Origin of the sequence: Rhizobium cerradonense (genome assembly GCF_030182455.1) — a bacterium.
GTDB lineage: Bacteria > Pseudomonadota > Alphaproteobacteria > Rhizobiales > Rhizobiaceae > Rhizobium.
Window position 1 is genome coordinate 108962 of record NZ_JAQJCK010000011.1, and the last position, 23835, is coordinate 132796.

Annotated in this window: 16 protein-coding genes and 2 pseudogenes; 15 read left to right on the plus strand and 3 right to left on the minus strand. The window is 59.3% G+C overall.

All coding sequences use genetic code 11. From position 1 onward, the window contains the following. The first annotated feature begins 53 nt into the window (after positions 1-53). The 15 genes and pseudogenes from PH547_RS22800 (at position 54) to PH547_RS22870 (ending at position 18185) form a co-directional block, all read left to right on the plus strand. Complete coding sequence (locus tag PH547_RS22800; RefSeq protein ID WP_004129793.1) at positions 54-1637, plus strand: sugar ABC transporter ATP-binding protein; 1584 nt, start codon at positions 54-56, stop codon at positions 1635-1637. Further along, positions 1627-2604, plus strand: coding sequence for an ABC transporter permease (locus PH547_RS22805; protein WP_004129795.1), 978 nt, complete (start codon positions 1627-1629; stop codon positions 2602-2604). Before PH547_RS22800 ends, PH547_RS22805 begins: the two co-directional genes overlap by 11 nt. Positions 2605-2633: 29 nt before the next feature. Next, positions 2634-3494, plus strand: coding sequence for an NAD-dependent epimerase/dehydratase family protein (locus PH547_RS22810; protein WP_004129798.1), 861 nt, complete (start codon positions 2634-2636; stop codon positions 3492-3494). A 91-nt stretch (positions 3495-3585) separates the two neighbouring features. Beyond that, positions 3586-4233 carry a GntR family transcriptional regulator gene (locus PH547_RS22815; RefSeq protein ID WP_281414474.1) on the plus strand — a complete coding sequence of 216 codons (648 nt, stop codon included), beginning with the start codon at positions 3586-3588 and terminating at the stop codon, positions 4231-4233. Positions 4234-4245: 12 nt separating this feature from the next. Next, positions 4246-5361, plus strand: a complete 1116-nt coding sequence (locus tag PH547_RS22820) for an isocitrate/isopropylmalate dehydrogenase family protein (protein ID WP_004129804.1) — start codon at positions 4246-4248, stop codon at positions 5359-5361. Continuing rightward, complete coding sequence (locus tag PH547_RS22825) at positions 5358-5687, plus strand: putative quinol monooxygenase (protein WP_004129808.1); 330 nt, start codon at positions 5358-5360, stop codon at positions 5685-5687. Before PH547_RS22820 ends, PH547_RS22825 begins: the two co-directional genes overlap by 4 nt. Further along, positions 5684-6394, plus strand: coding sequence for a haloacid dehalogenase type II (locus PH547_RS22830; RefSeq protein ID WP_004129810.1), 711 nt, complete (start codon positions 5684-5686; stop codon positions 6392-6394). Before PH547_RS22825 ends, PH547_RS22830 begins: the two co-directional genes overlap by 4 nt. A 14-nt stretch (positions 6395-6408) precedes the next feature. After that, positions 6409-7887 (plus strand): aldehyde dehydrogenase, encoded by a 1479-nt coding sequence (locus tag PH547_RS22835; RefSeq protein ID WP_028753517.1) that lies wholly within the window; start codon positions 6409-6411, stop codon positions 7885-7887. Between the two features lie 3 nt (positions 7888-7890). Continuing rightward, positions 7891-9165 (plus strand): 3-oxo-tetronate kinase, encoded by a 1275-nt coding sequence (gene otnK, locus PH547_RS22840; RefSeq protein ID WP_004129826.1) that lies wholly within the window; start codon positions 7891-7893, stop codon positions 9163-9165. Continuing rightward, positions 9162-9809, plus strand: a complete 648-nt coding sequence (otnC, locus tag PH547_RS22845) for a 3-oxo-tetronate 4-phosphate decarboxylase (RefSeq protein ID WP_004129830.1) — start codon at positions 9162-9164, stop codon at positions 9807-9809. Before otnK ends, otnC begins: the two co-directional genes overlap by 4 nt. A gap of 98 nt (positions 9810-9907) precedes the next feature. After that, positions 9908-10741 (plus strand): annotated as a pseudogene (locus PH547_RS22850) (NAD-dependent epimerase/dehydratase family protein). A 164-nt stretch (positions 10742-10905) separates the two neighbouring features. Then, a complete protein-coding gene (locus tag PH547_RS22855) occupies positions 10906-12183 on the plus strand; it encodes a DUF3422 domain-containing protein (protein ID WP_004129836.1) in 1278 nt (425 codons plus the stop codon). Positions 12184-12624: 441 nt separating this feature from the next. Beyond that, entirely contained in the window at positions 12625-14466 is a 1842-nt protein-coding gene (locus tag PH547_RS22860; protein ID WP_240535560.1) for a methyl-accepting chemotaxis protein, read from the plus strand. Positions 14467-15241: 775 nt separating this feature from the next. Then, a complete protein-coding gene (locus PH547_RS22865) occupies positions 15242-17113 on the plus strand; it encodes a TRAP transporter large permease (protein WP_004129840.1) in 1872 nt (623 codons plus the stop codon). A gap of 49 nt (positions 17114-17162) precedes the next feature. Next, the gene (locus PH547_RS22870) at positions 17163-18185 is read left to right on the plus strand and encodes a TRAP transporter substrate-binding protein (RefSeq protein WP_004129841.1); all 1023 of its coding nucleotides are present in this window, start codon (positions 17163-17165) and stop codon (positions 18183-18185) included. 187 nt (positions 18186-18372) lie between these two features. On the opposite strand, the pseudogene PH547_RS22875 reads toward PH547_RS22870, so the two are convergent. The 3 genes and pseudogenes from PH547_RS22875 to PH547_RS22885 all read right to left on the minus strand — a co-directional run bounded on the left by PH547_RS22875 (position 18373) and on the right by PH547_RS22885 (position 23809). Further along, positions 18373-21628 (minus strand): annotated as a pseudogene (locus PH547_RS22875) (error-prone DNA polymerase). Continuing rightward, the gene (locus PH547_RS22880) at positions 21625-23136 is read right to left on the minus strand and encodes a Y-family DNA polymerase (RefSeq protein WP_037155994.1); all 1512 of its coding nucleotides are present in this window, start codon (positions 23134-23136) and stop codon (positions 21625-21627) included. Before PH547_RS22880 ends, PH547_RS22875 begins: the two are co-directional and overlap by 4 nt. Continuing rightward, entirely contained in the window at positions 23057-23809 is a 753-nt protein-coding gene (locus PH547_RS22885; protein WP_004129847.1) for an ImuA family protein, read from the minus strand. Before PH547_RS22885 ends, PH547_RS22880 begins: the two co-directional genes overlap by 80 nt. Positions 23810-23835 lie beyond the last annotated feature (26 nt).

Below are 23835 nucleotides of genomic sequence, written 5' to 3' on the forward strand. Positions count from 1 at the left end.
GGTGCGCGGGAGCGGCTCCGGCCGCTCCCCGTCCCCAGCGGCGGACAACGACCATGAACACTCAAGCAGTCACCGAAACCCTCGCCGCCGTCAGGATGCGCGACGTGAGGAAATCGTTTGGCGGCGTGCACGCATTGCGCGGTGTCAGCCTGACGATCCAACCCGGGACAATCCATGCGCTGGTCGGCGAAAATGGCGCCGGCAAGTCTACGCTGTTGAAGATCCTGCAGGGCGTGGTCACACCCACGGAGGGATCCATCGAGGTTTTTGGCGAACACATGTCGTCAAGCTCTCCGGAGAATTCCCGCAGGCTCGGCATTGAGATGATCTTCCAGGACCTCAGCCTGATCCCCACCCTCACGGTCGCCCAGAACATTTTCCTCAACCGGGAGCCCCGCCGCCTGTCGATCTTGGTCGACGAGCGCAGGGAAATCGCACAGGCAGCCGAGATCATCGGCCAACTCAACCTCAGGGTTGATCCGAGGACGCCTGTTTTTGAACTCAGCCCCGGCCAGGCCCAGCTGACCGAGATCGCCAAGGCCATCCACCAGGACGCCAGGATCCTTATCCTTGACGAACCAACCTCGTCGCTGAGCGCACAGGAAGCCGACACTCTGTTCGGCATGTTGAAGAAGCTCACTGCGGCGGGAACAGCCGTGATCTACGTTTCCCATCGCATGAGCGAGATCATGACGATCGCCGACGAGATTACAATTCTGCGTGACGGTCAGAACGTGACCTCCGGGAAGACATCCGAATTCACGCTCGACTCGATCGTGCAGCACATGGTCGGCAAGCGTGTCACCGGTTTCCAATACCAGGCGCGCGCCATTGATCGCAGCGGCAAACCCGCGCTGAGCGTACGTGGCCTTTCGGGCCCTTCGGGAAAACCCAGCGATGTCAGCTTCGACGTTCACAGGGGCGAGATTGTGGGAATAGCAGGCCTCATGGGCGCTGGCCGGAGCGAGCTTGCCCGCCTTCTTTTCGGCGTCGATAAGAAAACTGCGGGAACCGTAGAACTCGGCGACACTGCCGTTGAGTTCAAGTCACCTTCGGATGCGATCAAGGCTGGCATTGTGCTTGTTCCGGAGAGCCGCCACGAGGAAGGTCTGGTTGTCGAGCACAGCGTGGGCGACAATCTTGGACTGCCGCAGATCGGTCAGCTCGTCCGCGGTCCCTTCATCGACCGTCGACGCGAGGGAACACTGACCTCCGATCTCATCAAGCAACTGAGGATCAAGACGCCGTCCGCTGACAATAAGGTCAGGAACCTTTCCGGCGGCAACCAGCAGAAGATCGTTATTGCCAAATGGCTAGCGATTGATCCTTCGGTTGTCATTCTCGACGAACCAACAGCAGGCGTAGACATCGGTTCAAAGGCCGAGATCGTTGAACTCATTCGGAGCGTCGCCTCCTCCGGAAAGTCCGTCATCGTCATCTCGTCGGAACCAGCCGAGCTTCTGGCAACAAGTGACCGCATCCTGGTCATGAACAACGGACGTCTCGCGCGCGAAATCGAGCGCGACGAAATCGAAAGCTGGGCCACGATTGCCGGCGACGAAACTCAATCTCCGCTGATCCGCACCGAACTCGGTCTGCAGGTCGCGATTCAGAAGGCAACCCAAAATGTCCACTGAAGCCAAGACATTGAACACAGAGACGGATGCAACCCACATGCGGCCGTGGCACAGCAACTGGCGCGACTACGTCGTCTACATCGGCTTCGTCGTCATCTTCATCGTCTTCGCGATCCTGCTGCAGGATCGCGGATTCCTATCTTCAAACAACCTGCTCAACATCCTGCGGCAGACTGCGATCGTCGCCATCGTTTCCATGGCAATGTCGTTCGTACTCTCGGCGGGCGAGATCGACCTCTCGGTCGGAGCCATAGCCGGACTGTCGTCGGTGGTCGCTGGCCTGGTGCTGAGCAAGTACGGTCTATTCCCCGGCATTCTCGCGGGCTTGACCCTCGGGCTGCTGGTAGGCGCCGTAAACGGCGGCCTGACTGCCTATCTCAACATCCCGTCGTTCTTGGTGACACTCGGCATGATGGGGATCGCGCGAGGGGTCGGAATGTGGGTAAGCGGCACTTCGCCTGTTCCAATTATCAACGATACGTTCATTTTCGTCTTTGGTTCCGGTAACATCGGCCCTGTTCCTGTCCTCGTTGTCTGGGTCGCCGTTCTGGGCACGATCGCCCATATCGCGCTCCGAAAGACACCGTTCGGCCGCAAGGTCATGTCGGCAGGCGGAAACTCGGTCGCAGCTCGCTACAGCGGCGTCGATGTCCGGAAAATCAAGTTCCAGGTGCTGCTACTGACGGGGATGGCCGCTGCGATCGCTGGCATGCTCTATGCTGGACGCCTGCAGTCTGGACGCTTCCAGCTTGGCGAAGGCGATGAGCTGTCTGTCATTGCAGCCGTGGTTCTCGGCGGTACCAGCCTATTCGGCGGACGCGGCACCGTGATCGGTTCCATCGTCGGTGCCCTGCTCATCGGTGTCATCAACAACGGTCTTATTCTTGGCGGCCTCGACTACAGCCAGCAGCTCATCGCGCGCGGAATGCTCATCATCCTGGCTGTGGCGGTCGGCCGAAGCCGCTAACCTGGAAGGTTCTACGGAGGTATTACGATATGAGAGTTTTAGTCACAGGCGGCAGCGGCAAACTGGGTAGAGCCACGATCAAGCATCTGGTTGAGAGCGGCCACGACGTCATCAACGCGGATACGATCGCTCCGCCAGAAAACCTCTGCCCCTTCGTCAGGGTCGATTTCGAGGATATGCGCGCCACGATCGAGGCGATCAGTGGCTTTGATTGGGACCACAATCGCAACACTGAAGCCGTCGTCCATCTGGCCGCTGTGCCGATGCCGGGGCGCGTTGCTCCTGCGGATGTTTTCCGGGTCAACACCATTTCGACGTTCAATGTTTTCGAGTCATGCCGCTTGCTCGGCATCAAGAACATCGTGTGGGCGTCGAGCGAGACCCTGCTCGGCATTCCTTACGAGATCAAGCCTGACTATCTGCCGGCGGACGAGAATTATCAGTCGCGCCCGGAAACCTCCTATTCCCTCTCGAAGCATCTCGGCGAGGAGATGGCAAAGCAGTATTGCCGCTGGGACAGCGAGCTCAAGATCGTTTGCCTACGCTTCTCCAACGTTATGGACGAGAGCGAGTATGCGGACTTCCCGGCCTTCGAGCAGAACCCGGGCAGCAGACGCTTCAACCTTTGGACCTATATCGACGCCCGCGACGGGGCACAGGCGATCCGTCGCTCGCTCGAGTGGAGCGGCAAAGGTGCCGAGGTGTTCATCATCGCAAACGACGATGGGGTCATGACCACCTCCAACGAGGAACTCGTCAGGAGGTGGTATCCGGGGGTCCCGTTCAAGAAGCAGATCGGGAACAACGAAACCTTGCTGTCGATCGACAAAGCAAAGAGCGTTCTCGGATACCAGCCTGAACATAGCTGGCGAAAATATGTAGGCTCCTGAGAAATCAGCCAGCTTGAAGGGAAAGAAAATGCCGACCAGGAAACAGACAGCACCGGTCTCAGAGATCAAAGAGGACGCCTTCGCGAAAACAATGACCGCGACAGCCCACCTTCGGTTGCGCCAGCTCATCCTGGATAACAAGTGGGCGCCCGGTTACCAGGCGACCGAACAGGAAGTCGCGTCCCAGTTGGGGATGAGCCGGACGCCCGTAAGGGAGGCGCTCATGCGCCTCCAGCAGGACGGACTTGTCTCGGTGATCCCGAGGCACGGAATGCGGGTTCTGCCGATTTCTATTTCTGACATGAAGGAAATTTACGAAATCCTGACGTCGCTCGAGAGTACGGCTGCAGAGCTTGCCGCCAGCCGCCAGCTTTCCGAGGATCAACTCCGGGGTCTCGAAAAGGCGACGGCCGACATGGACCATGCGCTTTCACAAGATAATTTGGAGCGCTGGGCGCAGGCGGACGCAAGATTTCATGAGCAACTGCTCGACCTTGGCGGCAACCAGATGCTCAAGTCGGTCGTCCTCAATTTCATCGACCGCGCACATCGCGTCAGGATGGTGACGCTGAAGATGCGTCCCAAGCCGGTTAACTCAACCCGCGAACATGCAGAACTCGTGCAAGCAATCCGCGAAGGCGACCGCGAAAAAGCAAGAAACATTCACAAGGCGCACCGCGAGCGGGCAGGCAAGGAACTGCTCGACCTTCTCGAGCGCCTCGGCCTCAACCACCTCTAGGACAGGTTTCAAATGTCATCGTTGTACAACACTCTCAAGATCGCAGTCCTTCCCGGCGACGGGATCGGCAGGGAAGTCATGCCTGCCTGCCTGGAATTGATCGACGCCGCCGTCAGCCAGGCGGGCGCGCCACCGCTCGTGTTCGAGACGCATCAGGCCGGTGCCCAGCACTACGCGGAGACCGGCGAGGCCCTGCCCGCCGCCGCGCTCGAGGGCTGCCGGACATCCGACGCAATCCTCTTCGGCGCGATGGGCTGGCCCGACATCCGCTTCCCGGACGGGACGGAAATCATTCCGCAGCTCGACCTGCGCATGGAGTTCGGCCTGTTTGCAGGTGTCCGTCCGATCCGGTGGTTTCCCGGCCTTCCGAAAGTGCTGTCCGATCCTCGCGCCGAAGGAATCGACTTCGTGTTGGTCCGCGAGCAGACAGAAGGACTGTTTTATGCGCGTGGCCGTGGCGAAGTGCTAAACGACCAAGAGGCCTACGACACGATGCAGATCACGCGGGCCGGCACCGAGCGCGTTACCGAATTCGCTTTCCAGCTGGCCGCCCAGCGCAAACGTCGCGGCAAGGCCGGCACGGTGACCTGCGTCGACAAGGCGAATGTCTTCAGTTCGATGGCTTTCTTCCGGAAGGTTTTCGATGAGATCGCCGCCAAGCACCCCGAGTTGCAGAAGGACTATGCCTATGTCGACGCGCTGGCGCTCAACATGGTGAAGAAGCCTTGGACGCTTGACGTGCTGGTGACCGAGAACATGTTTGGCGACATCCTTTCCGACCTTGCGGCCGGTCTGATCGGCGGCATGGGTATGGCCCCTTCGGCGGACATCGGCGATACGCACGGCCTCTTCCAGCCGGCACACGGGACCGCTCCCGATATCGCGGGCAAGGGCGTCGCCAATCCGGGCGCAATGTTCCTGTCGGGAGCGATGATGCTCGACTGGCTGGCGGTGAAGCACGGGGATCAGCGGCTTGCTGACGCCGCCGGGCTGATCGAGGCCGCGGTCGAGCACACCTTGTCGACCAAGATCGCGGTTCCAATGGAGTATGGCGGAAGCGCCAATTGCGCGGAGATGACGCGCAGCGTGATCGGCGCTCTGGGTGCCGTCCGCAAGGAGGTCGCATGAGTTCGGCATCCACAGGCTTTGTCGTGGTCGTAGAGTTCGTCGTTCGAAACCAGTTCGCCGATAATTTCGATGCGGCGATAATCGAGAATGCGGCGACGTCGCTGCGCGACGAACCGAACTGCGAAGTGTTCGATGTCTGCCGCGATCCTGAGCGGCCCGAGCGAATCTACATCTATGAAGTCTATGGCTCAAGAGCCGATTTCGACTTCCACCTGAAGACGCCGCACTTCACGAGCTTTGATGCGATGGTTCGAGATTGGGTGGCCGAAAAGCGAGTGGAAACGTTCGAGCGCATTTCGTCCCACAAGAAGGAGGGCGCGAGATGACCAGCAGCGTCAAGGCGATTGTCTTCGACACGTTCGGCACTGTCGTCGACTGGCGGGGTTCGATCATCCGCGATCTCACCGCCTGGGGCGCGGCGGAGGGCCTGCAGATCGACTGGACCGGTCTCGTCGACCGCTGGCGAGACCATTACAATCCCCAGAAAGCGCGGGTGCGCAGCGGCGAGTTGCCGTGGACGAACCTGGACGAACTTCACTTCGATGCCTTGAAGGCAGTGTTCGCAGAGATGGGGCTGGCCGAACTAGACCACGACCGGATGATGCACGTCAACAAGGTCTGGCATCGCCTGGACGGCTGGCCCGACACATCGCGCGGGCTACACCGGCTGAAGTCGAAGTTTATCATCGGCCCTCTGTCCAACGCCAATGTCGCGATTCTCGTCAATATGGCAAAGCATGCCGACTTGCCGTGGGACAACGTGTTCTCCTGCGAGCTTTTCCAGCACTACAAGCCCGATCCTGAGACCTACCTCGGGGTCTGCAAACTCCTTTATCTGGAGCCCGGGGCCGTCATGATGTGCGCTGCCCACAACTACGATCTTGCCGCCGCGCGCAGCCTTGGCCTTAAAACCGCATTCATCGCACGACCCACCGAATACGGCGAGGGCCAGACGACCGACCTCACAGCCGAGCAGCGCTGGGATTACGTCGCCGACGATCTCGAAGACCTCGCCCGACAACTCGGATGCTAGAAGAGAGAAAGACAATGCAGACATACAAGATGTTCATCGACGGCAAGTGGGAAGACGCTGCCAACGGAGATACGTTCGAGACGAAGAACCCTTTCAACGGGCAGACCTGGGCCGCTATTCCGAAGGGCGGCAGGGAAGATGCGGAACGAGCAGTCGAGGCTGCGCACCGCGCCTTCACGAGTGGTCCGTGGCCGAAGCTCACCGCGAGCGCCCGCGGACACCTTCTTCGGCGTCTTGGCGATCTGATCGCCGAGAATGCGGAGCATCTCGCGACGATCGAGGTTACGGACAACGGCAAGCTCATCAACGAGATGCTGTTTCAGCTCAAATACATCCCGCAGTGGTACTACTACTTCGGCGGGCTGGCGGACAAGATCGAAGGAGCGGTCATCCCGATCGATAAGGCGGACACCTTCAACTTCACTCGTAATGAGCCGCTCGGCGTCTGCGTCGGGATTACGCCGTGGAACTCCCCTCTCCTGCTGCTCGCCTACAAGCTGGCACCGGCACTCGCCGCAGGGAACACATTCGTGGCAAAGCCCTCGGAGTTCACGTCTGCTTCGACCCTTGAGTTCGCAAAGCTCGTCGAGCAGGCTGGCTTTCCCGCGGGCGTCTTCAACGTCGTTACAGGGTTCGGCGCAGATGTCGGCGAGACGCTGACGACCCACAAGTACGTCGCCAAGATCGCTTTCACGGGAAGTGAAGGCACCGGGCGCAAGATCGGCGAGCTTGCAGCGCGCAACTTCAAGAAGGTTACGCTTGAACTCGGCGGCAAGAGCCCGCACATCGTCTTCGACGATGCGGAGATCGACAATGCCGTCAACGGGGTGATCTCCGGCATCTTCGCTGCCACCGGACAGACATGTATTGCGGGCTCACGATTGCTCGTGCAGCGAAAGATCCACGACCAGTTTCTCGAGAAGATCGTCAACCTCGCAAAAACGGCGAGAATGGGCGATCCGCTCTTGACGTCGACGCAGGTTGGCCCCGTGACGACGCCGCCGCAACTCGAGAAGATCCTCGGCTATATCAACATCGCAAAAGGCGAAGGCGCCGAATGCGTTCTCGGTGGGGGGCGGCCGGACAATGCCGAGCTCTCCAGGGGCTGGTTCGTCGAACCTACGATTTTCTCCGGGGTCCGAAACGACATGCGCATCGCGCAGGAGGAGGTCTTCGGCCCGGTTCTGGCGGTCATCCCCTTCGACAGCGATGAGGAAGCCGTGCATATTGCCAATGACACCAATTACGGGCTGGCCGCGGGCTTCTGGACCCAGGACATGCGTCGTATCCTGAAGGTTTCGGCCGCTATCCAGGCTGGCACCATCTGGGTCAACACTTACCGCGTCATCAGCTATATGTCGCCGCTGGGAGGCTACAAGCACTCCGGCATCGGTCGCGAGAATGGCATCGCCTCGATCCAGAACTACATGCAGACGAAGAGCGTGATGATCTCCACCGCTGAAGACGTCGCCAACCCCTTCATCATGAGGTGATTCATGGTGGCCGCCGGAAAGTTGCTGGTCGGCTGCGTCGCCGACGATTTCACGGGAGCGACCGACGTCGCGAACATCTTCGCGCGCGCCGGCCTCAAAACGACGGTGCTGATCGGCGTTCCTGAAGACGACAGGGACATTGACGCCGACGTAATCGTTGTCGCCCTCAAGACTCGAACGACACCTCCGCAAATGGCGGTCGAGGAGTCCTTGGCCGCGCTGCGATGGCTGCGTGGCTGTGGCGCGCAGAAGTACTACTTCAAGTACTGCTCGACGTTCGATTCCACGGCGAAGGGCAACATCGGCCCGGTCGCCGACGCGATGCTTGCGGAGCTTGGCCAATCCATAACGATCGCCTGCCCCGCCTTCCCTGCCAACGGCCGGACGGTTTACAAGGGCAACCTGTTCGTCGGCGACGTGCCGCTGGACGAGTCCGGCATGCGCAATCATCCGTTGACGCCGATGACAGACGCGAACCTGCTGCGGGTGCTCGGGCCGCAGTCGCGGGCCGAAATCACCGGATGCTATTACGAGACGGTGAAGCAAGGGGCGTCCGCCATCGCCGAATGGGCCGCCCCCATTCACGGCGACGGCACGCGTATTGTCGTCATCGACGCCCTGGCTGACGAGGACCTTGTCGAGATTGCCCAGGCATTCAAGGATCTCGTGCTGTTCACCGGTGCGTCGGGCCTGGCATATGGGCTGGCTCGTGTTCTTCTTGCCGGCGGGAACAGCCGCGACGCTGCCGTTACGACTGACTTGGAAGAAGGCTACAGAGCCGTCGTCTCCGGTAGCTGCTCGGTCGCAACCAACGGACAGGTAGAGGCGATGCTCGCAGACCACGAGGGTTTCCGCGTCGACCTCTCAAAGCTGGCGGACGGCGGCGATGTCGTCGGCGAGGCCGTCGAGTGGGCCTCGTCCCGTCTGGGCCGCAAGCCTGTTCTCATCTATGCGACGGCTCTGCCCGACGAGGTGAAGGAAAACCAACGCAAGTTGGGCGCCGCGCAGTCCGGCGAGATGGTCGAGGCCGCCCTCTCCTCAATCGCGCGAAGGCTCGTCGAGAAGGGTGTGAGCGATCTCATCGTCGCCGGCGGCGAGACGTCGGGAGCGGTGGTGAAGTCGCTCGGCGTCGACCAGCTCTCGATTGGCAACGAAATCGCCCCCGGAGTGCCGTGGGTACACGCAAAGAGCCAGGGGCGATCTCTGTCGCTCGCGTTGAAGTCCGGCAACTTCGGCGAACGGGACTTCTTCATGAACGCTTGGGACCGGCTACGATGATAGGCTCCATATCTGAAGAGACGAAGGTCCGCGACGAGATAGTCGAGGTCGGTCGCTCGCTCTTCGACCGCGGGCTGACCGCAGGATCGACCGGCAACATCAGCGTCCGTCTGTCGGACGGTCGAATTTTGATGACGCCCACCAACGCTTCGTTGGGCGTGCTCGATCCAGCACGGCTGTCCTGCTTTTCGGCGGAAGGCGTGCATGTCGGAGGTGACAAGCCCACCAAGGAGGCGTTCCTCCACAAGTGCATGTATTGCGGTAAGGACAATCGCCGAGCCGTCGTCCACCTGCATTCAACCTATTCGGTTGCCGTCAGCTTGTTGAAGCAGGTCAACGAGCGCGACGTTCTGCCGCCCCTGACCGCCTACTATGTCATGCGTATCGGTTTCCTGCCGCTCGTGCCGTATTTTCCTCCCGGAGACGAAGCGCTGGCGGCGGCGGTGGGAGCCGCCGCCGCGAACCATCATGCGGTGTTGATGGCAAACCATGGACCTGTCGTCGCGGGCAAGTCCCTAAAGGACGCCCAGTACGCGACTGAGGAGTTGGAGGAAACGGCGAAGCTCTTCTTGCTCTTGCAGAACCACGAGGTCCGGCCGCTCACCGCCGAGGAAAGGGCCACCTTGATCAATCTCTCGAGGTGACAGGAGCGCGTTACGAACCAGGAGGAACCCAGCGGGTCTGGGTGCCGTAACCTGCACTCTCGTTCGTGCCATTGTGCGGCCCGTAAAGGGGAAATGCCATGAAACTTCTGGTCACTGGAAGCAGCGGACGAATCGGGCGCGCGGCGATTGAACGCCTTCTCGAAGAGGGGCACGAGGTCATCGGAATCGACGAGGTGCCGTCATCCGACATGAGGTGCCCGTTCGCCCGCGTCGATATGCGGGACTATAGCCAGGTCCTTGATGCGGTCGCCGATATCGAATCCGGGATTTAGGGCATCGTCCATCTTGCTGCGATAGTAGGCGCGAAAGTCGCTGCGAGCACGCACATATTTCACACCAATACCGCCATCAGCTACAATGTTTTCCAATCTGCAAGGATCGCGGGCATAAAGAACATTGTTTCTGCGAGCAGTGAGACCTTGCTGGGCGTCCCGTTTGACGATCCACCTGCCTATTTTCCGGTCGATGACAAGCTGACCTCGAAGCCTGAGAGTAGCTACGCGCTTTCCAAACTTGTAGACGAATCCGTCGCAGCCGAATTCTGCCGCTGGGATCCCGCGCTCAAAATGATCGGCCCGCGGTTTTCTTGGGTAAAAGAGCCCCACCAATATGATGCAATGAAAGCTTGCGAAGATAATCCCGGCGTTCAGAAATGGAACCTGTGGTCCTATGTTGACAGACGGGACTGTGCCCAGGCCATTTCGCTTGCGCTCAACGCAAGCCTCAATGGTTTCCATCACTTCGTGATAGCAGCAGATGATACCGTGTTGGCGCGGCCCACACGTGCCCTTAGGGCTGCTTATTATCCCAATGTACCGCTACAAGGACAACGTGCTGAACATGGCAGTCTTGTCTCAAGCCTAGTGGCCCCGAGACGTTCTATGATATCGCCCGAAGTACAGCTGGCGTGACATACCAGCGGGGGTCTCCTAGCTTCTTAGGCTGCTGTGACCTTTCAAAAGAAGGTCGAACGCGGATCAGCAGATTTATCATATCCGGGCGGGCTTCCAAGTTGCTTGCATTCGCTTCATAAGGTTCGCCGGTGTTTGCACTTCTGAAAATGGGGAACACAGACGTGATTTCGAAGGGTGCGGAAGAAGCAGCGTCGGCAACGACGTCTCCTTGTGTACAGATCTCTCGTCCAACTGCTTTCAAACAGCAGACGGCAGACTTCAACTCCGAGCTTCACGCTCGACCGTCGATCTATTTCACCGGTCCGGCAATTGTTGAGCACGTTGCTTTCATGCCCATAGACGGTGTGATCAAGGAGTTCCACGACAGTCTCGAAGCTGATGGCACGATTTCGGTTAGAGTCGAAAGGCACACTGAATTCGTGACGGTTACGCGCGTCCGGAAACTTGACAGCGAGCCAGGGGGCTGGCCGGAATCTGACCTCCTTGAAAGTGATTTTGCCGAGCTCGCAGGATTGAACTCACCGCTGCTCGTTTGTCACGTCAGCATCCTTGTCCTCGGGAACCCTCCTGACAAGCTGGGACCGGTGCTGGAAACCTTCGGCTTCGGTGATACCGCCGCCTCATTGATCGGTGGGGGCGCGGCGCAGGTTTGCTCCGATTTTCGTGTTCGAGGGGACAATTCAAGTAGAATTATCCTGTTCAACAAGGACCTGAACGCACACCGCCTGGGGCGCATGGTACGCCGGATCTTCGAGATCGAAACCTACAGATCCATGGCGCTTCTCGGATTGCCGGAAGCGCGTCGTCTCGCCCCGCTTCTCGGCGGATATGACACGGAGTTGGTTCAACTGACCAATCGCAATCTTCGTACGCCCGCACATCAGCACAAGCAATTGCTCGAGGAGATTACCGCTCTCTCATCCCATGTCATTTCGGCCACCGCCGAGACCAGAAACAGGTTCGGCGCAACCGCAGCCTACGCCAAGATCGTTGAGGAGAGGATCGCGCTTTTACGGGAAACGCACGTCGTCGGCTTTCAACGCTTCGGTACCTTCGTGGAGCGGCGGTTCAAGCCAGCGGTGCGTACCTGTGAAGCGACCGCCTTGAGGCTTGAGCAACTATCGAGGGCCGCGATGCACTTGCTCGACTTGTTGCAAACCCGAATTCAGGTCGAGATCGAATTCCAGAACGCGACACAGATCCAGGCCATGGCTGATCGCGCCGCGACGCAGGTCAAGATCCAGCGCGCGGTCGAAGGCTTTTCGATCATTGCAATAAGCTACTATTTGTTGAGCTTGCTGAAGTTCGTGTATGAAACGGCAGACCACGCTGGGTTCCATTTCGATCCAATGATCATGCTCGTCGCTGTTCCGGTCGTTGTGGGATCTGTTGTGATCACTATTCTGCGCGTCAAGCATGCGCTGAAAGCAGAGAGCTAGCGGCGCGCAACCTCGCCTCAACAAACTCGATCAATCAAGCAGCTCTTGAGTATCTCCACGAGGCGGTTCAGCGGAGGCGGTCATCTCTTCTTCAGGTAATGGCTCGCTCGGGGACTGCGTTTTGAATCTAAGATTTGGCAGGCATTCTCGCCACCACGACGTCGGCGACAATCAATAATGCCAGAGACGACGCACTTTTAGCTTTGCCGAAAATTCCGATGGGAGCTTTGATCCGGTTGATCGGCCTACGCAATAGCCGTAGTCGGCCAGAGCCTTGATCCGCTCGCCAGCCGGCTGAGGGTTCTTTCGATCGTATCCTCCATTGGCCTTTGCGCCCTTCAATTTCGGTTAAGGTATTACGTATAAGGTTATACCTCATACGGAGTTCAAAAGGTTTGCTCGGGCGGAGGGGAAATAATGTGGAGGATTCGGAAATTTGGCGTGGCGATACGTTTGTCTATCGCATTCGGGTTGCTGTTGTGCGCAATGGGAGTTCTGTCTCTTTCGTCAATCAGCCAGGTCGACGAGATCAACGGGAAGCTCAGCCTCATAAATGGCAGTAATAGCCAAAAATTTCGGAATGGCATCGATATGCTGGGCTCGGTCCGCGATCGAGCGGTAGCATTGCGCGACATCGTTTTGACTGACTCGAATACGGATCAAGCCACGACAATCGTGATGATGAGAAAGCTACAGGCATCCTACGCTTCCAACTTCGCGGAGTTGCAAAAGGCCGTTAATTCCGACGTCGCCAGCACCCCCGCAGAGCGTCGCCTCGCTGAGGGTCTGACGGCTTTTCAGAATGACGCCGAGCCTTTGATTGCCGACGTCACCAAGTTGACGCTCGACGGAAAAAGAGACGAGGCAAAGCCGCTGCTCTTAAATGAACTGAGACCCAAGTTGACGGCATGGATTGGTGCTCTGAACAAGTTGATCGATTACGAGCAAGCTCTAAACCAAGGCGTTGGTGGCAAAGTTAAAGCAGCTTCTGATGAATTTAAATTTCTGACGCTAGCTGCGCTCGGCATAGCTGCCTTGTTCGGAGTAACCGCGGCATCGCTCACTATCCGCTCCATCATCGTGCCTCTGGCGAAACTACAGCAGTCAGTCCTGCAAATGATCGCCGGCGACATGGAAATTGACCAAATACTCGAGCGACGGAAGGATGAAATCGGTCAGCTCGCGCGGCAGATATCCGGCCTTAAGAATCATCTTTCAGAAAAAGCGGAGCGCGATGCGGTCGCCGAGCATCATCGACAGGATGCCGAGCGGCGGCGTTTGGAGAACGAAGGAGAGGAGCGCCAGCGGGCTGCCGAACAGACCAGTTCCGCCGTCGAACAAGTTGCCGATGCACTGAGGCAGTTATCGAAAGGCAACCTTCACATTCAGCTTGATCGGCCTTTCACGGGAGCTCTTGAGCCGCTCAGATTGGACTTCAATTCAGCGATTAGCCAGCTTCGCGATGCAATGTCCGAAGTAAACGACAATGCGCAGGCGATTGCTGCGGGGGCTGAAGAAATCCGTGCTTCCTCGAACGAACTCGCGGTGAGAACGGAGCAGCAAGCTATAGTCGTCGAGCAAACGGCTTCTGTCCTCGCAGACATGACAAGGCAGGTGGTGGACGCAAGCCATAAAGCTCACGCAGCAGGGATCCTCGTCGGCGAGACCAAGGAACATGCCGAGAGGTCAGGCACCATAATGCGCGAGACTATTGAGGCCATGACAAACATTCGGTCTTCTTCGGTCGAAATAGGCAATATTATCGGTGTCATCGATGAAATCGCATCTCAGACAAACCTTTTGGCTTTGAACGCAGGCATTGAGGCGGCTCGGGCCGGGGAGACTGGCCGAGGGTTCGCGGTAGTAGCGCAGGAGGTCAGAGACCTGGCGCAAAGGTCTGCGGCGGCGGCGAAAGAAATCAAGTCTCTGATCAAAATATCCAACCTGCATATCAATGATGGGGTCCAGCGTGTGCAACAGGCCGGCAACGCTTTGGGCCAAATCGTTGTTCAGGTGCAGAGCGTCAATCAGAACGTCGACGCCATTGCTCAGGTTTCTCGCGTTCAAGCCGACGGGCTCAAGGAAATCAATTTCTCAGTCGGTAAGATCGAATCAGCGACACAGCAGAACACAGCTATGGTGGAAGAGTCGACTGCTGCCGTGAACAATCTCGCGAAGGAGACCGCATCGCTTTTCGAGATGCTATCCAGGTTCCAAATTGCCGATGGGCCGGCAAAGACGAACCGCGCAGAGGAGCCAACGCTTTATCTAGTCGTGGCATAGCAAGCCGATGCAAAGCAGGACTTTCATTTTATGCCCGGTGTGATCTCCCTCCCCCAGAGGGACTAGCATCTGCCGAGGACCGGAACCCGACGACGCAGCAATCTACGGAGGGGAGATTGGCGGCGCTGGAAACTCAGAGGGCCGCTGACCTGCGGTAAGCGGCCGGAATTTTTGAGGCGCCTTTTTATTAACCGGAAGGTCAATAAGGCGGCCCGGCGTTTTAAGCCGGCAAGGCACGTTCTCCACTTAAGACGCGCCAGGTTCGCCGCTCTCGAACGACTAGGGACGGAATAGGGACATCGAGCCGGCACAAGCGTTCGGTTGCCGTTTTCGGGAGTCGAGTTGCGACGGCGCGATGATAGGATGCGGCTTGCCCTGGTCGCCAAACAGGACTCGTCGGCTCCAAGATCTCCTAACATTTGTGCACACAAGGCAGTGGAACCTCGATGTGGTCGAGGGCAATTCTCTGCGATCAATCCAGTGACCGATCGATGCCTCGACGGAGGCCGTACTCGTTGCCCTTCAAGACTCCACCAAACGGCAGAAAAAGTGCTTGCCATATTGGGTATGACATCATACCTTATACCTACGCGCAGAGGAGCACAGTGCGCGGAATTCGTGGGAACGCACTTTAGAGAACACTCCGGAACCTTGACCGGCTTTTCCGGCAGGAGCAGTGCGCCCGCGCGAGCGTGGGAGGACAGGTTTTGAGAAATACCCGACTGCGTTGCACCCGCACGCAAACGATCAGGCCTTACCGAATGGGGAGGCCACTATGACTGTTCACGGAGTCATCGAAGATGTTGCAAGGACGTCGAGCTTGGCAGCAATGGCACGCAAGATTGAACATGCCTTGGTAAAATGCCTGGAGATACCGGTAGCACTTCTGGTGCTTTGCGAAATTCTTCTGCTGTTTTCGGCCGTCGTCGCTCGTTACGTATTCCACGTCCCGCTGGTTTGGTCGGACGAACTGGCGTCAATCTTGTTTCTCTGGCTTGCCATGCTTGGTTCGGCCGTCGCTTTTCAGCGGCAGGAACACATGCGCATGACGGCGGTGGTCACCGCATTGAAGGGCGATACACGCCGCTTCGTTGAACTGGTTTCGGTCGCGGCGGCACTTGCCTTCCTCGTGCTGATCCTGCCCGCATCTCTGGAATATGCCACCGAAGAGTCCTACGTCTGGACGCCCGCGATGGATATTCAGAACTCATGGCGCGCCTCGGCGTTGCCGACGAGCTTCGCTTTGATGCTTGTTTTCGCGGTGTTGCGGCTTCTGCAGAGCTCGAATCTCCGTCTAGCGCTCGGTGCGATTGCTGCCGTTGCAGCGGTCTTCTGCCTGTTTTGGGCGCTGAAGCCGGTCTTCGTCGGTCTTGGAAACCTCAATCTTCTCATCTTCTTCGTCGGCGGCGTTGCGGCGTGTGTTTTCGGCGGCGTGCCGATCGCCTTTTCATTCGCGATCGCTACATTCGGCTACCTTATATTGACCACCAGAACGCCGCCTCTAATAATTGTCGGCAGGATCGACGAAGGTGTCAGCCATCTGATCCTTCTTGCGATCCCTCTGTTTGTGTTTCTCGGCCAACTTATCCAGATGACGGGTATGGCGCGGGCTATGGTTGCGTTCCTCGCCAGCCTACTTGGCCATGTGCGCGGCGGGCTTCACTACGTGCTGGTGGCTGCGATGTATCTTGTATCTGGGATATCCGGATCGAAGGCCGCCGACATGGCCGCCGTCGCGCCCGTGTTGTTTCCGGAGATGAAGGAGCGCGGCGCAGACGAAGGCGATCTTGTCGCACTTCTCTCGGCGACGGGCGCCCAGACTGAGACAATCCCGCCTAGCATCGTCTTGATTACAGTGGGATCCGCAACCGGGGTATCGATCGCCGCGCTGTTCACCGGCGGTCTTCTCCCCGGCCTTATTCTGGCGGTAACCCTTTGCTTCTTGGTGCGCTGGCGCTGCCGCAACGATGACCCGAGTCACGTCAAGAGGGCAAGTCGACGGCAGATCGGCAAGCTGCTCCTCGCTGCACTGCCTGCCCTTGCGCTTCCGTTCGTTATCCGTTCAGCCGTCATCGAAGGTGTCGCCACGGCGACAGAAGTTTCGACGATCGGCATTGCATACTCGGTTGTCGCGGGTCTGGTGTTCTATCGTCAGTTCGACTGGCGCCGGCTCAAGCCAATGCTTGTCGAGACGGCGAGCCTGTCCGGGTCTATCCTTCTGATTATCGGCGCGGCCACGGCGATGGCTTGGGGCCTGACGCAATCAGGCTTCTCGACAGCGCTGGCTCAAAACCTTTCAACGCTCCCGGGCGGTGCGGTAACGTTCATGATCGTCTCGATCGTCATATTCATCATCCTCGGCAGTGTGCTCGAGGGGATACCCGCAATCGTACTGTTCGCACCGTTGCTGTTCCCGGTTGCTCAGCAGTTGGGCATCCATCAGGTGCATTACGCCATGGTTGTCGTGTTGGCGATGGGTATCGGCCTCTTCGCTCCACCCTTCGGTGTTGGCTACTACGCTGCCTGTGCAATCAGCCGAGTCAGCCCCGACGCCGGCATGAAACCGATCGTCGGCTACATCGTCGCCATGGCCATTGGTCTTGCTGTGGTTGCTGCGGTTCCGTGGCTCTCGATCGGCTTCCTGTAGCCCGACCTCGACCAACCAAAATTACAGAGCTTATTTGGAGGAGAACGAAATGGTAAATCTGACAAGACGCGCATTCACAGTGACGACGACGCTTGGTCTCAGCGCCACGGCGCTCGGGTTTTCGATGAAGCGAGCGGCCGCAGCCGAGTATTCCCTGAAGTTCGCGTTCAATCTGGCCGAGACCCATCCGATCACCACGCGCGCAAGGGAGGCGGCAGCACGCATCCAACACGAGACAAACGGGCGGGTGGAACTGCAGGTCTACCCGAACAACCAGCTTGGTAGCGACACTGATATGCTGTCGCAGGTGAGAGCAGGCGGCATCGATCTGTTCCTGAACTCTGGTATCAATGTACTGTCCACGATGGTCCCGGCGGCCTCGATCTACGGTCTCGGCTTCATTTTCCCGGACTATGATACGGTTTGGAAGACGATGGATGGTGAACTCGGTGCCGCTCTGCAAAAGCTCATCGAAAAGGTGAATCTCCTCCCGATGGAAAAGATGTGGGACAACGGGTTCCGGCACATCACCACCAGCACGCACCCAGTCAACTCGCCCGCAGATCTCGCCGGTATGAAAATCCGCGTTCCAGTCGGAGCGCTGTGGACCTCCATGTTCCAGACGTTTGGGGCAGCTCCGGCGTCCATTAATTTCAACGAACTCTATTCTGCACTTCAGACGAAGGTCGTCGATGGACAGGAAAATTCGCTGGCGAACATCAAGACCGCAAATATTGTCGAGGTCCAAAAATACTGCGCATTAACCCGGCACATGTGGGACGCGTTTTTCTGCGTTGCCAACAAGCGCAACTGGGCAAGCCTGCCGGCGGATGTGCAGGAGGTCGTGAGCCGCAACATCAACCTAGCCGCGCTTGATGAGCGCCAAGATATGGCCAAGTTGTCGGAGTCCCTCAAAGACGTCCTGGCCAAACAGGGCCTTGTATTCAATCAGCCCGACACTGAGGCGTTCAGGCAGAAACTTCGCGACGGCGGCTTCTACACCGGCTGGCGCGAAAAATATGGCGAGGAATTGTGGGCAATTCTCGAGAAGACGGTAGGGAAACTCACGTAGGCCCCTAGAAGGTATATGTTCTCCCAGAGGCCGGCTGTCCGGCCGACTTCCGGGTCTCGTGAGAACATCACGAGACCCGGCTTTTTTCGTGACTTTGTGGCAATCGCGTGCAGCGGGTGGCGCCGGCGGATCATACTCGGGCGCCTTGAAAGGGTGTGAACCAGCGACTCGCTTTCCAAACTGAATATCAATGAAAATTCCTGCTCTTCACCTTCAGCGTATCGATATGAAGGTCAGGCACGAACATGTCGCGCGGGGTTACCACCGGCTTCGGCTTATCCCGTGGATCTGGACCACCACCATGGGCAAACTCATCACCCCGCCCCGTCGGCAGTTTGAACTCTTGATCACGATCTGCAAGGCCCACCAGGTCGCCAGACAGGTCGAACAGCTGCTGGGCAACAAGATGGACGACCTCCCCTTCCCTCTGAATCCGACCATTGATCGCCATCATCGAAGATCCGAGAACGATCCGCCGGCGTTTTTCAAAGAGTGTCGGCCAGACAACGAGGTTCGCGGGCCCAGTCTCGTCCTCGATGGTGATGAACATGACACCCTTGGCCGATCCCGGCTTCTGCCGCACCAGGACGAGGCCAGCGGTATAGACCCATCGCCCGTCCCTCGAATTCATGGCCTCGGCACATGTGATGATGTTGCGCGCCGCGAGATCCTTGCGCAGGAAGGCGATCGGATGCTGCCGTAGTGTCAGGCCGGTATGGCTATAGTCCTCAATGACGTTATGGCCGTCCGTCATCTGTCGAAGCGCGACCTCCGGCTCCTGCTGCTCTGCGATCGCAGCCATTTCCCGTTCGGCCGCGGCCGCAAACAAGGGCAGCGGTTCGTCGCGCAGCGCCTTGATCGCCCAGAGCGCATCGCGGCGCTCAAGTTTCAGCGTTGGCAAGAAGGCATCGGCCTTTGCAAGCTGGACAAGCGCCTCCGACGGAACGCCAGATCGGCGCCACATATCGTCAACGGAGGCAAAGGCGCTGTTCATGCGCGCCGCGACGATCCGCGCGGCATCAGCGACAGCCAATCCCTTCACCTGCCGGAATCCAAGACGGACGGCGTGCCGGCCCGAACTGCCGATACGCTCCAGCGTGCAATCCCACCGGGAACGGTTGATGCAGACCGGCCGCACCTCGACGCCGTGCGCCCTTGCGTCGCCGACGATCTGCGCCGGCGCATAAAAACCCATCGGCTGCGAGTTCAGCAACGCCGCACAGAAGACGTCCGGGTAGTGGCATTTCACGTAGTTGGAGGCATAGGCGATGAGCGCGAACGACGCCGCATGGGATTCCGGGAATCCATAGCTGCCGAATCCTTCGAGCTGGGAGAATGTTTTTTCGGCAAATTCCGGCGTGTAGCCATTCCTCACCATTCCCGACACCAGCTTGTCCTTGAACCGCGAAACGCCACCGGTGAACTTGAAGGTCGCCATCGATTTGCGGAGCTGGTCGGCCTCGCCGCCGGTAAAACCGGCGCAGACCATCGCCACCCGCATAGCGCTCTCCTGGAACAATGGCACGCCAAGCGTCTTGCCAAGCACCGCCTCAAGTTCCGGCGTCGGATATTCGACAGGTTCCTTCCCCTCACGCCTCCGCAGATAGGGATGCACCATGTCGCCTTGGATCGGTCCGGGCCGGACGATCGCGACCTGCACGACGAGATCGTAAAAGGTACGGGGTTTTAGACGCGGGAGCATTGCCATCTGCGCGCGGCTTTCGATCTGAAAGGTGCCGAGCGTGTCTGCTCTGCGTATCATCGCATAAGTGGCTGGATCCTCCTGCGGGATTTTCGCCAGATCGAGATCATCCTCCTTATGCTCGCGGATCAGATCGAACGCTTTCGCCATACACGTCAGCATGCCGAGCGCCAGCACATCGACCTTCATGAACTTCAGCGCTTCAACATCGTCCTTGTCCCATTCGATGATCTGCCGGTCCTTCATCGTCGCCGGCTCGATCGGCACCAGATCATCGAGCCGATCATGAGTGAGCACGAAACCACCGGGATGCTGACCGAGGTGACGCGGCGCGCCCATCAACTGCTGCGCCAGTTTCAGGGTCAGCACCAGACGGCGATCATCCGGATTGAGATTGAGCTCCCGGACATTGCGGTCGCAGATCTCTTCCGACCAGGACCACATGCCCGACGACAGCGCCTTTATCACGTCCTCTGACAAGCCGAGCGCCTTGCCGACATCGCGGATCGCGCCGCGGGCGCGGTAGCGGGTGACGGTCGCACAGAGTGCTGCTTTTTCTCGGCTGTAGGTCTGGTAGATCCATTGAATGACCTCCTCGCGCCGCTCGTGTTCGAAATCGACATCGATATCCGGGCTCGTCGCGCTCCTGGCTGACAAAGCGCTCGAACAGAAGATCGTTGGTTGAGGGATCGATACTGGTGATGCCGAGAATGTAGCAGACGGCACTATTGGCCGCAGAACCCCTGCCCTGGCAGATTATGCCTTGGGAGCGCGCATAGCGCACGATCGAGAAGACGGTGAGAAAATACGGGGCGTATTTCATGGTGCGGATCAGATCGAGCTCGTGCCGCACTGTTTTCAGAACGTCAGGTGGCAGACCTTCGGGATAGCGGTTTGGCACGCATTCCCAGACATAGTGCTCGAGCGAGGCCTGGGCGTCCTTGCCTGGCACGATCGCCTCCTCCGGATATTGATAGGTGAGCTCCTCAAGCGAGAACTTGCACCGACGGACAATCTCCATTGTCCGCGCGAGCGCCTCGCTGTAGCGGGGAAATAGGCGCTCCATTTCTTCCGGTGGCTTCAGGTATCGATCGGCATGGCGCTCGCGCTCGAAGCCTACATCGTCGATCGTCGTGCGGGTGCGAATGCAGGTGACGATGTCCTGCAACTGCCGGCGGCCTGGTTCATGGAAGAGAACGTCGTTTGTGACCACAGTCTTCACCTTGAACCGTGCCGCAAGATTGGAAATTTCATGCAGCCGCATCTGGTCGTTCTGCCGACGCCGCAGACAAAGCGACACATAGGCGCGATCGCCGAAAACCTCGGCCATCTTGCGCAGCTGGAGCGCACAGGTGTCATCCGGCAGATCCGGCATCAGGATGCCGATCATGCCTTCGGAATATGCGATGACGTCGTCCCAGTGCAGGATGCAGTTGTTTTTGCCGCCGCGCGACTTGCCGAGCGTAATCAACCGTGTGAGCCTGGAGTAGGCAGGGCGATCCGTCGGGTAGACCAGCACGGACATGCCATCAGTGAGATCGAGCCGGCAACCCACGACGAGGCGCAAACCGGTGGCGCGCGACGCCTCGAGCGCCCGCACAATCCCGGCCAGCGAATTGCGATCGACGACGCCGAGGGCCTCGATACCGAGGGCCTTGGCGGTCTCGAACAGTTCCTGCGCGGAGCTTGCACCGCGCAGGAAGGAAAAATGGGTGGTGACCTGCAGCTCGGCGTAGCTCATGCGAAGATCCCGTGCATGAACCAGCGGTGGCTACCGGTTTCAGGATCGATGCCATCACCGGAGCGAAAAACCCAAAGACGCTCGCCAGCTTCGTCCTCGATGACGAAATAGTCGCGCACCGCTTCCATCTCCGCGTCGCGCTGCCACCACTCGCCAAAAATCCGCTCGGGCCCATCGGCCCGCTTGACCTTCCGGCGCTTGCCACGCCAAGTGATGGAGACCGGCGGACGGTCCGGCAGCAACGCGATGGCCTCGATCAGCTCCGGGCGCGCCAGCAGGCGGACCGGCCGGCGCCAATGGCTGACCCAGGTGACTTCGATCGGACCAGCCGCGGCACTGATCCGCTGGACGGAGCGCTCGGGCACGTCGGAGGCAACCGGCGCCACCCGATAAACACGCTGGCCACGGTTGCCGTAGATATCGATCAGCGGCGTCACGTCCATGACCTCGTCCTCGACCAGCGATGAGGATTTCTGGCGCTCCTCCAGCGGCTCCGCCATGACGGCGACCAAGGTCAGTTTTTCGATCCCAAAGCCGGGCTCGATCTTTTCCGTCCGGTCACGAAACAGCTTCGTCAGCCAGGCGACATCGCGCACCGGCTTCACCGTGCCGGCGCGGATCGCCTGCCGCGTTCCGTCGACCTTCTCGACGATCAGATCCGCTCGGCGAACGCCAAGGCCGCGCTTTTGCAGTTCCTCGATCAGTTGCACGACCAGCCGGCCGACATATTTGTCGATCGTCTCGGCAGCACCGATCGGTTCGGCAAAAGCACGGCTGACCTCGATCAGTTCGGCGGTGCGGATCGGATCGATCGGTTCCGGGATACGGCCGAATATCTGGTCGAGCCGCCGGCCGATCTCCGGGCCGAAACGAAGCGTCAGCGGCGCGCGCGGCGTGTGGGCCAATTCGCCGATCGTCTGGAAGCCGAGCGTACGAAGGTCGCTGACGACCTTCCCGGGAAGGCGCAACAGCGATATCGGCAGTTTCTCGACGGCGCGCACGGTCTCACCGAGGGGCACGATAACCGTATCCCGACTGATGGCGCGCGCGCAGGCATGAGCTGCTCCCCAGGTGTCGGCGACAGCGACACGGGGCGTGAGCTTTCTGGCCAGAAACTGATTGGCGATCTTCGTCACCATCGGCAGTTCGCCACCCTGCAGGTGATCGGCACCCTCGGTATCCATGACAATGCCATCGATCCCATCGACCGCGACGATCGGGGAATAGAGCGTCAGAGCCCAGAGCGTGATCCGCTCGAGTGCTGCGGCATCCGTTTCAGGATCCGCATCGACCAGCATCAGGCCGCGGAACAACGCCTGCGCTTTCGCCGCCGGCATGCCGACATGAACGCCGGCTAGTCTGGCGGCCGCGTCGGCGGCCGACACCCAGCGCTTCGAGCCGCTCCTGGCAATCACGGCGATTGGCTGTTCAGGCGGAATGGACGGATCGGCGCGACGAATGCGATCCGTCGGCAGATCCGGGAGATAGATCGAGACAACCCTTGTCATCGCACGCCCTTACGAGAAATTCAGCACATTCACCCGCTTTTACGCGCATCAGTTCCAGCAACCATTGGGGCCTTCCGACACCCGGCACTGGCAGCTCCTCCGACGGCATGACGCTGACCCGCCACCGCGTGGTCGACGCCGTCGGTTGGCCAAAATCATTCGCCTCCGTCTGCCTGCGCCAGCGTCGGACGGCGAGCGCCATCGTCCCTGTTTTCTCGGCCGCCAGCTGCAGCCGGCGCGAGCCGACCATCGGCAGGCGGACGAGTTCACCGACCACGGCGCCGAGGCCGCCGAAGGACAGCCCCTCCTCCATATTGGCGAGCACATCCTCTTCCTTGTCGGACTCCACGAAGATCACCCGGTCCGCATGCAGCCCGACCTCAGCGAGTGCGGGAAAAAACAGGTCCGGCCGCGTCAGGCACCAGACCACAGGACCTTTGGTGCGCGCCGCGATGCCAGCTGCGCAAAGCGCTGCCGCGGCACCATCCACCGTGCCTTGCCCGCCGCCGGCAAACTCATGCAGGGCGCCATAGGCAAGGCCACCGCCTGGCAGGACCGCATCGATTTCCGGCACGCCGAAGGAAAGACAGCCAGCCTTTCTGGCTGACACGCCCTCCAGCGAGGCGATGCGCTCGCGCAAATCGGAAATCACCCTTTCGCGGGCAGCAGTCATCGTTCACGGCTCCCTTCAAGGTCGTG

Coding starts and splice junctions, on each gene's coding strand:
- PH547_RS22825 (WP_004129808.1), top strand. CDS start 5,358: ATGAGTTCGGCATCCACAGGCTTTGTCGTGGTCGTAGAGTTCGTCGTT.
- otnK (WP_004129826.1), top strand. CDS start 7,891: ATGGTGGCCGCCGGAAAGTTGCTGGTCGGCTGCGTCGCCGACGATTTC.
- PH547_RS22830 (WP_004129810.1), top strand. CDS start 5,684: ATGACCAGCAGCGTCAAGGCGATTGTCTTCGACACGTTCGGCACTGTC.
- PH547_RS22835 (WP_028753517.1), top strand. CDS start 6,409: ATGCAGACATACAAGATGTTCATCGACGGCAAGTGGGAAGACGCTGCC.
- PH547_RS22820 (WP_004129804.1), top strand. CDS start 4,246: ATGTCATCGTTGTACAACACTCTCAAGATCGCAGTCCTTCCCGGCGAC.
- PH547_RS22870 (WP_004129841.1), top strand. CDS start 17,163: ATGGTAAATCTGACAAGACGCGCATTCACAGTGACGACGACGCTTGGT.
- PH547_RS22865 (WP_004129840.1), top strand. CDS start 15,242: ATGACTGTTCACGGAGTCATCGAAGATGTTGCAAGGACGTCGAGCTTG.
- PH547_RS22815 (WP_281414474.1), top strand. CDS start 3,586: ATGACCGCGACAGCCCACCTTCGGTTGCGCCAGCTCATCCTGGATAAC.
- PH547_RS22810 (WP_004129798.1), top strand. CDS start 2,634: ATGAGAGTTTTAGTCACAGGCGGCAGCGGCAAACTGGGTAGAGCCACG.
- PH547_RS22880 (WP_037155994.1), bottom strand. CDS start 23,136: ATGACAAGGGTTGTCTCGATCTATCTCCCGGATCTGCCGACGGATCGC.
- PH547_RS22805 (WP_004129795.1), top strand. CDS start 1,627: ATGTCCACTGAAGCCAAGACATTGAACACAGAGACGGATGCAACCCAC.
- PH547_RS22800 (WP_004129793.1), top strand. CDS start 54: ATGAACACTCAAGCAGTCACCGAAACCCTCGCCGCCGTCAGGATGCGC.
- PH547_RS22885 (WP_004129847.1), bottom strand. CDS start 23,809: ATGACTGCTGCCCGCGAAAGGGTGATTTCCGATTTGCGCGAGCGCATC.
- otnC (WP_004129830.1), top strand. CDS start 9,162: ATGATAGGCTCCATATCTGAAGAGACGAAGGTCCGCGACGAGATAGTC.